The 11,768-nt window shown below is 53.8% G+C and carries 6 protein-coding genes and 1 tRNA gene; 3 read left to right on the top strand and 4 right to left on the bottom strand.

All coding sequences use genetic code 11. From position 1 onward, the window contains the following. Nucleotides 1-155: 155 nt before the first annotated feature. Genes pglX through brxL form a run of 3 tightly spaced genes read left to right on the top strand, consistent with a single transcriptional unit; the run spans nucleotide 156 to nucleotide 6,459 of the window. Nucleotides 156-1,871: a BREX-1 system adenine-specific DNA-methyltransferase PglX gene (gene pglX / locus LC354_RS23340; RefSeq protein ID WP_223428381.1), complete on the top strand. Its 1,716-nt coding sequence runs from the start codon at nucleotides 156-158 to the stop codon at nucleotides 1,869-1,871. Continuing rightward, the gene (gene pglZ / locus LC354_RS23335) at nucleotides 1,871-4,366 is read left to right on the top strand and encodes a BREX-1 system phosphatase PglZ type A (protein WP_223428380.1); all 2,496 of its coding nucleotides are present in this window, start codon (nucleotides 1,871-1,873) and stop codon (nucleotides 4,364-4,366) included. The genes pglX and pglZ overlap by 1 nt, the downstream gene beginning before the upstream one ends. An 11-nt stretch (nucleotides 4,367-4,377) precedes the next feature. Then, the gene (brxL, locus tag LC354_RS23330) at nucleotides 4,378-6,459 is read left to right on the top strand and encodes a BREX system Lon protease-like protein BrxL (RefSeq protein ID WP_223428379.1); all 2,082 of its coding nucleotides are present in this window, start codon (nucleotides 4,378-4,380) and stop codon (nucleotides 6,457-6,459) included. Nucleotides 6,460-6,782: 323 nt separating this feature from the next. On the opposite strand, the gene LC354_RS23325 is transcribed toward brxL, so the two are convergent. The 4 genes from LC354_RS23325 to LC354_RS23310 all read right to left on the bottom strand — a co-directional run. Next, nucleotides 6,783-6,872, bottom strand: a tRNA-Ser gene (locus LC354_RS23325). 252 nt (nucleotides 6,873-7,124) lie between these two features. After that, nucleotides 7,125-7,916, bottom strand: a complete 792-nt coding sequence (locus LC354_RS23320; protein ID WP_223428378.1) for a hypothetical protein — start codon at nucleotides 7,914-7,916, stop codon at nucleotides 7,125-7,127. 458 nt (nucleotides 7,917-8,374) lie between these two features. After that, a complete protein-coding gene (locus LC354_RS23315) occupies nucleotides 8,375-11,467 on the bottom strand; it encodes a type I restriction endonuclease subunit R (protein ID WP_223428377.1) in 3,093 nt (1,030 codons plus the stop codon). A 111-nt stretch (nucleotides 11,468-11,578) separates the two neighbouring features. Continuing rightward, nucleotides 11,579-11,768 (bottom strand): transposase domain-containing protein (locus LC354_RS23310; protein WP_223423851.1); only part of this gene is annotated, 190 nt, incomplete at its 5' end.

The raw sequence follows: 11,768 nt of genomic DNA, 5'->3' as shown, positions 1-11,768 counted from the left end.
AAAGCTGATAGACTGACCGCTCCCACCATGCAAACACAGTCAAGCCGCTAACCGATGGGTGATCAGCCCGCGCTTACGTTTTTAGAAAGCTCAGAGCCCGAGATCTGGCCGGAGATTTTTGCTGCGTCAGGTATTTCGAAACCGATGATGATGGAGTGCCTTTCGAGTTTCCGACTAAGAACGAAAGACTTAACCGCGTTTCTTCCGCGGTTTTTAGCCAGATTCCGGGAAGCCCAATCGCATACTGGTTAAGCGAATTGAAGCTAAGGCATTTCGCTGATCAAAACGCTCAATTAGGAAAACACTTCGCTCTGAGAGAGGGCCTCACCACTGGCGACAATGACAAATACCTCCGCGAATGGCACGAAACCTCCACGGCCAAGTTCAATTCTGAGAAGTCTCCTGACACAGATAGAATGGCGACTTGGGTGCCTCATCGCAAAGGAGGTGAATACCGAAAATGGTATGGGAACAACGAAAAAGTAATCATGTGGAAACATGAGGGGGCAGAGCTGAAAAGCAGTGACCGCTCGGTCATGAGAGCATCGACGCGCTACTTCGAGCAAGCACTTAGTTGGAGCCGGATTAGCTCAGGTTCTTTCTCAATACGATACTACGACAACGGCCAGACTTTCGACTCTACGGCTCCATCAATTTTCGGAGACCCGAAGCACCTCCCACAACTTTCTGCTTTTATGAATTCTCCAATAGTCTCCAGCCTTTTAGAGGCGCTTAGCCCAACTTTGGATTACCGCTTAACCAATATGGGGCGACTCCCTTTCATCAAACTAAAGGAAAATCAGGGCGCTGCCATTGATAGCAATGCCGAGTCGATAATTGGCTTGAGCCGCTCCGACTGGGACGCATACGAAACCTCATGGGATTTCACAACGCTCCCGCTGCTCTTGCCCGATCATCGCGGCGATAGGTTGGCGGACAGCTACGCCACCCTCCGCACTCATTGGCAGTCCATGACGGACGAGATGCGCACGTTGGAGGAGGAGAACAACCGCATCTTCATTGACGCCTATGGCCTACAAGACGAGTTGACCCCCGAGGTGCCGTTGAACGAAATCACCCTCACCTGCAACCCCGCCTATCGCTATGGCATCAAGAACGACGCCGCCGCCAACGAGACCCGCCTGCGCGCCGACACCATGGCCGAGTTCCTCTCCTACGCCGTGGGCTGCATGTTCGGCCGCTACAGCCTCGACGCGCCGGGCCTGATCCTCGCCAATCAGGGCGAAACGCTGGCCGACTACCTCGCCCGCATCCCCCAGCCGCAGTTTATGCCGGACGAAGACAACGTCATCCCCGTGCTCGACGCCGACTGGTTCCCCGACGACATCACCGAGCGCTTCCGCCTGTTCCTGCGCACCACCTTCGGCGAGGATCATTTCCGCGAGAACCTGCGCTATATCGAGGACGCGCTCGGCAAAGACATCCGCAAATACTTCACCAAGGATTTCTACGCCGACCACGTGAAGCGCTACAAGAAGCGCCCGATCTACTGGATGTTCTCCAGCTCCAAGGGCACGTTCAACGCGCTGATCTACATGCACCGCTATCGGGCCGACACCGTGTCGGTGGTGCTGAACGAATATCTACGTGAATACCGCAGCAAGCTGGAAGGGTATCGTGCCGAACAGGAGCGCCTGTCGGATAGTCCGGATGCCAGTCAATCGGTCAAAACCAAAGCGCTGAAAGAGATCGACCGGGTCGGTAAGGTCATTGACGAGCTGTCGGATTGGGAACGCGATGTGATCTATCCGCTGGCCACACAGAAGATCGAGATCGATCTGGATGACGGGGTCAAGGCCAACTATCCGCTGTTTGGCACGGCGCTTAAGAAGATACCGGGGCTGAGCTGATGGAAGATCGGATCACAGGGTCGCTGAAGCGGTTGTTTGACGAGCATCGGGTGGTGTTCTGGTATGATGCTGCCCGCGACATGCGAGAGGCCTATGAGGCGGCGGATCTGGATGGAGTCACAAAGGTCGAAATCGTAAACAACCAGTTCGGCCTGAAGTACCGGATCCTGCGGCAGGAACCGGAGGCCAAGTTCCTGATCTATCATGATGGGCCAGAGCCCGAGATGAAGGACAACTGGCTGCTGGATATTCAGCTGGCGACCACTCAGTTCAAAGCAGATCAGGCCGCGATCTGGTTGAGTGAGCTGGGTCTGCCCACACAGTTTGAGGCTGTCGTTCGCGATCACATGGAGTTCTATCGCTCAAACGCCCGGATTGATGAGCTGAAGAAGGTTGTGAAGCCGGGGGATACACAGACGCAGGTACGGCAGCGAATGTTGTCCGTGTGCGTCGGCGCCCAGGGTGGCTTGGATACCGTCGTCGAAGCCTTGCTGGGGGATCTTGCGAACGACCGTGATGACGGCATGCGTGTGCTGGAACGGGCTGGGCTGACGGAGTTTCTGTGGAAGCAAATCGGCAATACCTACGCCTATGTTTCTGACGCACCGGATCTTGAGGACTTTGCGATCACGCTGTTCAAGTCGTGTTATGCGATGGGCCTGGGCGAAGACGGGGAGTTGAATTCAGAAGCCCTCTTGATGTTCCGCCGATGGAAGAACGACAAGACCGGCAGCAAGGACTTTGAAATCCTGTCGGATCGCTTTGCTGATCTTCTGGCCATCAAACAGGATGTTGCAGAACGCGACCTGCGGGCACTGATGTCCATCGATCATTTCGAGGAAATCGACCGACAGATCATCCGACAAATCGTTCACGGTCTCAGCAAGCAGACCGTCAGCCCGGCAGATGTGCTGAAATGGGTGCGGGAACGTCGCCAAAGCCATTGGTATGAGAAATACGAGGATATTTACCTTGCGGTTGGGTTCGCCACTGAATTTCAGCAGGCTCTGGCAGAGGCAACATTGGGTATGACCAGCCCGGCTGAAGGTGTAAAACGCTATGTCTCAAGCTGGTATCGGCTGGATCAGTTTTATCGCAAGTTCATCTTTCACATGCAGAAGAGCGGCCATGCGTCGTTGTTGTCGGAACTCTTTGACAGCGTCGAAAACCGCTACTCCAACAGTTACCTGCTGACGCTGAACAATGCCTGGCAGGATCAGGTGGACACGCTGGACACGTGGAAAATATCCGGTGTGAACAGCCAGATTGATTTTTATCGCGATCAGGCCGCAGAATACCGTCGCAAGGATCAGAAGGTTGTCGTCATCATCTCGGATGCCCTGCGCTATGAAGTTGCTGATGAACTGCTGTCGCAGATCAGGGGGCTGAACCGCTTTGAGGCTGAACTGAAACCCATGCTGAGTGCGCTTCCCAGCTATACACAGCTTGGCATGGCATCCCTCTTGCCTAATAAGGCGCTCAAGATATCAGAGGATAGCAGTGTATTTGACGGCGAAGTCTCAACCCAAGGCCGGGTCAACAGGGAGAAGATTCTGGATACAGGCCGCGCAGGAGACCGGGTAAAGGCACTGAAGGCCGAAGACGTCATGGCAATGCGAACGGATGCGGGCAAAGAGCTGTTTCGTGATCACGACATAGTTTACGTCTACCATGATCGTATTGATGTCGTTGGCGACAAGCTCGCGACGGAGGACCGCCTTCCTGAAGCGGCGGAGGATGCCATTGAGGATCTGGTGCTGCTCGTCAGGAAACTGACGTCTGCAAATTTTTCAAATATCCTGATCACCGCAGATCATGGGTTTCTGTATCAGCATCGCCAACTTGCCGACACTGACTTTTCCATAGCGGACGTGGAAGGACGTGACATCCTTGTCCGCAACCGCCGGTTTGTTCTGGGCAAGGGCCTGAGCGAAACCCCAGGAACGAAGAAATTCACATCCCAGCAGCTTGGTCTCAACGGTGATATGGAAGTTCTTATTCCTAAATCCATCAATCGCCTGCGTGTCAAAGGGTCTGGCAGCCGCTTTGTGCACGGTGGTGCCAGCCTTCAAGAAGTGATTGTTCCTGTCATACGGGTTGGTAAGCGGCGGGACAGCGATGTTAAGACAGTCGATGTCCAGATTGTCACCTCCGGTAAGAACTTGATTACATCTGGCCAAATCGCGGTGAACTTTTATCAGGCGCAAGCTGTGACAGACAAAATTCAGCCTCGCGAGCTGGTGGCCGGGATTTACTCGGAGTCTGGTGAGTTGATTTCTGATGAGCATGAACTGACTTTCGATTTCCGGTCTGAAAGTGCACGCGAGCGTGAGCTACCTCGCAAATTTCTGCTCTCAAGATTGGCTGACAAGTTTAACAATCAGGATGTTTTTCTGAAGCTGCGTGAGCGCGTCGGTAAGACCAGCCATTTCCAGGACTATGCCAGCCAGAGGTTTGAACTCCGGCGCGGCATTACCACTGATTTCGATTTTTGAGGGACACACAAATGAGTGCTCTAGACGATAAGATAAACGAACATTTTGCCGGTTATGCTGTGCGCAAAGACCTTGTGAAAACGGTCAAAGGCAACGCAATTGTTCCGAGTTACGTCTTGGAATACTTGCTGGGCCAGTACTGTGCGACCGATGACGAGGCATCTATCGCAACCGGTATTGAGACTGTCAAAGAGATCTTGAGGAAGCACTACGTTCACCGGAACCAGTCAGGCTTGATCCAATCGGAGATCAAAGAACGGGGCCGCTACAAGGTCATTGATAGAGTTTACGTTTCGCTGAACGAAAAAACCGATGCCTATGAAGCCGTCTTTGAAAATCTGTCGATCAAAAAGGTCGCCATCGATTCAGGCACAATCAAAGCGCACCCGAAACTTCTTGTCACGGGCGTATGGTGCATTTCTGACGTCAGCTACGAGTTCGCCGAACAGTCGGGCGTTTCGCCCTGGACCGTCGATACTTTGAAGCCGATCCAGGTGGCAGGGGTAGATTTTGATATCTACACTGAGGCCCGCGGCAAATTCACGACGGATGAGTGGATCGATGTTCTGATGCAAAGCATTGGTCTCAACCCTGATGAGTTTGGCAAGCGCGGCAAGCTCTTGCAGTTGATGCGGCTCATTCCATTTGTTGAGCGCAACTATAATCTCATAGAACTTGGCCCAAAGGGAACGGGCAAGTCACACGTTTACTCTGAGTTTTCCCCGCACGGACAGCTGATTTCCGGCGGTGAGGTGTCAGTCCCAAAGCTATTCGTGAACAACAGCAACGGTAAAATTGGGCTTGTGGGCTATTGGGATGTGGTTGCCTTTGACGAATTCGCGGGGCGTACGAAAAAGCCACAAAAAGCGCTAGTCGACATCATGAAAAACTACATGGCGAACAAGTCGTTTTCCCGCGGTGTTTCTACCATGGGGGCAGAGGCCAGTTTTGCCTTTGTCGGCAACACGGCACACAACGTACCGTATATGCTGAAGAACTCAGATCTCTTCGAAGAACTGCCCGCAGAGTTTCACGACTCAGCGTTTATTGACCGTATTCATGCGTACCTTCCAGGCTGGGAAATCGAGGTTATCCGTAGTGAATTGTTCTCCGAGGGTTATGGCCTGATTGTCGACTACCTCGCTGAAATTCTGCGCCACCTGCGCAATGACGATCTGTCTCTCGTCTACCAAGAGGCCGGGTTCAAACTGGGCAGTCAGATTTCAACGCGAGATCGCGATGCCATCAACAAAACGATGTCAGGATTCTTGAAGCTGCTGTTTCCGGATGGTGGAGCTAGCGAGACAGAAATCGAAGAGTTGCTGTCACTGGCCATCGAAAGCCGTAAGCGCGTCAAGGATCAGCTGAAACGGATAGACAGCACATATCCAGCGACGGACTTTCACTTTGTGCGACCAAGTGGCGATCAGTGCTCCATCACCACTTTGGAAGAAGATGAGTACCCGAAATTCTACTACAAGAATTTAGCATCAGAAGATGATGGTGAGGATGTCGATGTCATCGAGACCGATCATTCGAGTACTGGAACTGCTACGCCGGACGGATCTGATAAAGCGGATGGCGCCGTTGATGCAGTCAAGGCGCTCCCGCGCGAGGGGCACATCGTTGTTAAGGAAAACCGGAGGGGGATTACATTCGAAAAACTATTTGGACCTTGGCTGAAGGGCGCATCTAAGATTGTGATCACCGATCCTTACATTCGGATGTTTCATCAAGCCCGCAACATGATGGATCTGATGGAAATGATCATTCGCCAGAAGGCACCGGAAGATCTTGTTTCCGTCGAGTTGATCACCGCGCCCAATGACGGTGATATGGCCAGGCAGCGCGAGTTCCTCGATGCTATCGTTACGGCGTGTGAGGCTGCCGGGGTGGAGTTCTCGTGGAGCTATGATGGATCTGGCACCGCCCATGCTCGTCATATCGTGACCGATACCGGGTGGAAGGTCTCTCTGGATCGTGGTCTGGATATTTTTCAGCATTTCCCTGCTGGGGATGCTTTCAACCTCGCGAACAGGTTTCAGGAGCACCGTGCCGTAAAGCAATTTGAAGTGACGTATTTGCGGGTTTGATGAAAAGGCCAACCATGCTGCCTGCCACCGGACTGCAATACGAAGATTCTGCGGAATTAATAGTTCACCCGTATCGGTCGACTATTCGCCCAGCGCGGCACGGACGCCAAGAGTCTGTTCGCCGCTTTAATTAAAAACTCAGAAAGTCATGTTTTGGGGAGCCCGGCAAGCTAACGGAAGCGCGCTGACGCACGGGTTATTCCCCAAAAACGGAAGTTGGATCCTGGCTTCTTGCAAGCGCCAGAAAACTGTATCCGTATCTGTATCTAAAAAACTTAGTATATTATTTTCTCATTCTTTATCAGCATCTTACGGCGAAAAAATGGCGGAGACGAAGGGATTCGAACCCTCGAGACCCTTCCGGGCCTACTCCCTTAGCAGGGGAGCGCCTTCGACCACTCGGCCACGTCTCCGTCGACCCGTTTAGTGGTGGAAGACCCGAGAAACAAGGCCAAAATAGCACTTACCTCTACAACTATCAAAATTTGGAGGTTCAGAATGATGCGCACTGGACCGCACGTTTGCGCAGGGGTGTTTGGCAACGATCTGTCAATGAGATGGTGCGGTTTCAATGGCACCTTAAATGAAATCTGGACCTCAAATAAATAAGGTCCTCCGCGTATTTGCGAAGGACCTTTACCAAACATCATCATGGCTGCACGAACCTATCGCCGATCGGCCCGTGTCCAGTCGCGACGCTCATGCAACTGCTGCCTTGTAAGCGATTTTGCTTTGCCTGACACCACAGTGCAGACTGCGTGCGCTGCATCTCGTGGAAACAGCTTCTGGGGTTTCCACCCCGAAACCTTCTTCACGATCTTTACCTTGACCCAGAAGATTTCCGAGTTCACTGGATTTTCGATCGGCTCCAAGACGTAGTCGTGTTGCAGTTCAGTGCTGATCCGTTCCGCAGCACCCAGCCATCGCCGTTTGACGTCTGACCACGATTCTGCTTCCGACCGCGCCCATGGCAATCGGAACATCGGGTAGTCGCTGCCTTGCGCCATCACTGCACGAGTATAGAAAAGAACATGGTGTGGTGAGCGAAGCTTGCCGATTGTTTCGACGTCGATCATGGCAAATTTTTCAGGACTGCTTTTTCCGACGCGGGCAGAGCCCCTGGCATAGGCGTCAGAGAAGCGAAATGTCAGCTTCCGTCCACAATCACTCCGTTTCAAATGCTCAAAAATACGTTTGTTGGCATGGCTCGCGATACCGTTGTCAATCATGTCGTAGTCTTTGGCGCCGGGCGCCCCGGATGCTGAAAGGATTAATCGGCATCTGGCAGTGATACTTTTCAAAATCGGCTTTGCCATTATTCCCATTTCCAGTTCTGGCCGGGAATCAACATAGTAGTGACAGCCGTGAACGAGACGCAGCCCATCTAATGTCAGGTCAGCGTTTTCTACCATTTTTGCAACGTCATCGGTGAACAGATATTCGCTATGTTTCGACATCTCAGGTCCTCTATTTGATGTGAAGAGGAAGTGGGTTGAAGTCGCGGCCGCAGAAAACGTAAAATTCGCCGTTGTTGTTGTTTATTCTGCCGCCAAATCTGCCGGTCTTGTCAGAGATGGGCCCAGCAACTGAAATTTTTTTCAAGCTGACCCGTATTCTTTGCAGTTTTGATCGGGAGTATTACCGAAATCGCCGCTGTTCTTTCTATTTAGGCCGGACATTTGGCAGCCAAAGCGTCGCAAGCCATTGATGGGGTTTCAGAAATCCCTGCGAGAACCTGATGGAACCTATCAACCTATATAAAACCTCTTGGAAGGACGTGATGCATATGGCCGGACGGCCGGCTGCAGATGGGTGTGCGCTATGAGCACTCCCTTTCAGTATGCGAGTTTTCAAGGTCCAAGAGTTTTCCGCGATTAGACTGAAGCAGTCACTGCGGGTTCTACGGGAATCGTTGTCACATCATTCGGGCCATCGCCTCAGCCTGCCTGATAACAAGTTTCACAGCATCTGCCTGCAGATCAGGTGGATACCCGTAGCGTCGCAGAATTCTTTTCACCGCAACCCGCATCTTCGCCCGCACGTCATCGCGCTGCCACCAATCCACCCCGGAATTCTCACGAAGGGATTTCACCAACTCGGCGGCGATCACCTTCAACTGTTCGTTGTCCATGACTTCCACGGCGCTCTCATTTTGGGCGAGGGCATCATAAAAGCTGCGCTCGGCCTCAGACATGTCGTCTTCTGGCTCCGCGCTGAGATCCTTCGCCATCCCGATCAACTCCTGGATCACCTGCAGAGCGTCAATGCTGCGGTTGTGATACCGCGCGATTGCATTAGTAAGGCGTTCGGAGAATTTCTGGTTCTGCACGACGTTGCCCCGGGTGCGGGATTTGATCTCTCCGTTCAGCAACTTCTTCAAAGCTTCAACAGCAAGATTCTTGTGCTGCATGCTCTGAATTTCATGCAGAAACTCTTCCGACAGGACGCTGATGTCTGGTCGGTCGAACCCACAGGCTTCCAAAATATCCACGACTTCCGTCGATGCGACAGCCCGGTTCAGCAGTTGCTCGATGGCGAAATCCGGCGATGAGTTTCGACCGCGTCCCCCCTTCACATCCAACTTCTGAAGCGCAGCACGAACCGCGAGGAAGAAGGCCACCTCTTCGGCAGAAGCCGATGTCTCTGGGGAGCCAGCCGCAAGCTTGAAAGCTTTCGCCAGCGCAGCGATAACATCATGGAAACGTTTTCCGAAGTCCTTGTCGGATTCGATGCCTTCTTCACGGGTCTTTCTCAAAACGTGATCCGCTGCCGCGGGGAGGATTTCTATACGATCAGCGGCTGATCCTCCGAGAACACGCGAATAGTCGAACCCGTGAAAAAGCGCGCGAGCGACCTCAAGTGCACTGAGGAATGCTGCGACGGCCTCGCGTTCGTCCACACCTGTCTGCGCCTGATCTCCTTGCGAATAATGCGCCAGCGCCTTTTTCAGATCCGCAGCAAGGCCAATATAGTCCACTACCAGACCGGCCGGTTTCCCTGCGAAGACCCGATTCACTCTCGCAATCGCCTGCATGAGGCCGTGGCCCTTCATGGGCTTGTCGACATATAGAGTATGCATGCATGGCGCGTCGAACCCCGTCAGCCACATGTCCCGCACGATTACGAGCTTCAAGGGATCTGAGGTGTCCTTGTAGCGCTTCCTCAGAGCTTCGAGTTTCGTCTTGCTTCGAATGTGCCGCTGGAAAGGCTGCGGGTCGGTCGCGTTACCGGTCATGACAACCTTTATCGCTCCGGTCTCGTCCATGTCGGAATGCCATTCCGGGCGGGCGGCGATGATTCTCTCGTAAACATCCACGCATATCCGGCGGCTCATGCAAACGATCATGGCTTTTCCGTCAATTGCCTCAAGGCGCGCTCCGAAATGCGCCAAAATATCTGCGACGACCGCATCAAGACGCGGCCCGGCGCCGACCAGTTTTTCGATCTGGGACCATTTTTTCGCGGTGGCCGTCGCCTCATCTTCCTCGAGGGCCTCGGTCGCCTCGTCGAACTCCTCGTCGAGGCTTTCACGCACGTCCTCGGCGACTTCGACCCGAACGACCCGGCCCTCATAGTAGATCGGCACGGTCGCGCCATCTTCGACCGCCTGGGCGATGTCATAGACATCTATGTAATCCCCGAAAACGGAGCGGGTATTGGCCCCGACCAGCTCTACCGGTGTCCCAGTAAATGCGACATAGACCGCGTTCGGGAGCGCTGAACGGAGATGATGTGCAAGCCCATGGCGCACTTCACCGGTCGCTTGGTCCATCTTCGCATCGAATCCGTATTGCGTCCTATGCGCCTCATCGACCATCACGATGACATTCGATCTGTCGGTCAATTGTGGGAAATCCTCGCCCCGCCCAGGGCGAAATTTCTGAACCGTCGAGAAGACAATCCCCCCAACCTGACGATTGAGCAACGTCTTGAGGTCGTCGATGCTATCCGCCTGCACCGGGTCTTCACCGAGCAAGTCGCGGCAGCGGCCGAACGTCGTGAAAAGCTGATTGTCGAGATCGTTGCGATCTGTGAGCACGAGGACAGTTGGGTTCTCGAGTTCCTTCAGGTGCATGGCTCTTCCCGCAAGGAATACCATCAGCAGGGACTTTCCGGATCCCTGCGTATGCCAGATCACGCCGCCCTTACCATCGTCACCACGCGCGCTGAGTATCGACGACATTGCCTTTCTAACGGCGTGAAACTGGTGATATCCAGCCGCCTTTTTGATGGGACCTTTGCCATCATCTTCGAAGACGACGAACCACCGCAGCAAATCCAGAAGGGCTGACCGACTCAGCAGCCCTTCCGTCAAGGTGTTGAGCGCAAGTCCTTCACGTTCTGAGAGGATTTTCTCTCCATCAATAGTTTTCCAGCGCATGTAGCGATCAAGACCCGCAGACAATGTGCCATAGCGGGCATTCAGCCCGTCCGAGATAACCGAGATAAGCGAAGTCCGGAACAGGTTTGGGATGTCGCTTTTGTAGGTTTCGATCTGATTGAACGCCGCCTCAATGTCCGCACCCTCGGTTCCCTTCAATTCGACGATGACCAACGGCAGGCCATTCAGGTAAATGACGAGGTCCGGGATCCTGGGGGTTCGGCCGACCATGTCGACCTGATTGAAAGCATGCCAAGAATTTTCATCGTCGTCCCAATCAACCAACCTGGCGCGGTCGCTCCGTTCCTCTCCATGGCTGAAGTATGTGATCGGGACCCCGCGGGTCATCAGCCCGTGGAGGCGGCGGTTCTCGGCAATCAGGTCGCCAACGAAAACTTCGTCGGTAATACGCGTCATGACTTCCTGCACTGCGCCGTCCGGAAGACTGGGATTGAGCCGTCGAACGGCCTTTTCCAGAACCTTCCTCAGCACCGCGTCATGAAAGCTGCGGCGCTCAGGATCTCGCTTCTCAGGCGAAATCTCCGCACCCGAAGCCGTGGCATAGCCCAGCCCCGCCAGCTTCTCCATCATCCAATCTTCGAGGTCGGATTCGGAGTTCCAGGCCATCAGTTGCTGCCTCCAGGCTTCATTCGGCCTGCAAGAGCGCGCACAGGTTCAGAGAATGCCTTGTCCATTTTTTGGTAGTGCATTACCGTAAACATCCGGCGTGGACCGCGTTTATGCGGCCTTGACGTTTTGTGCTGCGGTTTTCCAGTTCCATGGTAGCAGCTCGTGCACGCGCGAGACTGGCATGTCGGGCAGTCGTTTGAGAACGTCAGCGAGCCAGGCTTGGGGGTCGATGTCGTTCATTTTTGCGGTGACGATCAGGGTGTACATGAAGGCTGCGCGGTCGCCGCCGCGTTCGGAC

It is taken from the genome of Tateyamaria pelophila (assembly GCF_019966495.1).
Classification (GTDB): Bacteria; Pseudomonadota; Alphaproteobacteria; order Rhodobacterales; family Rhodobacteraceae; genus Tateyamaria; species Tateyamaria pelophila.
Note: the sequence above shows the minus strand (reverse complement) of the source record. Positions and strands in the feature narration are given on the sequence as shown.

What these genes read in the sequence shown, in the direction of transcription:
- pglZ (WP_223428380.1), top strand. Translation starts at nt 1,871, where the DNA reads ATGGAAGATCGGATCACAGGGTCGCTGAAGCGGTTGTTTGACGAGCAT.
- brxL (WP_223428379.1), top strand. Translation starts at nt 4,378, where the DNA reads ATGAGTGCTCTAGACGATAAGATAAACGAACATTTTGCCGGTTATGCT.
- LC354_RS23320 (WP_223428378.1), bottom strand. Translation starts at nt 7,916, where the DNA reads ATGTCGAAACATAGCGAATATCTGTTCACCGATGACGTTGCAAAAATG.
- LC354_RS23315 (WP_223428377.1), bottom strand. Translation starts at nt 11,467, where the DNA reads ATGGCCTGGAACTCCGAATCCGACCTCGAAGATTGGATGATGGAGAAG.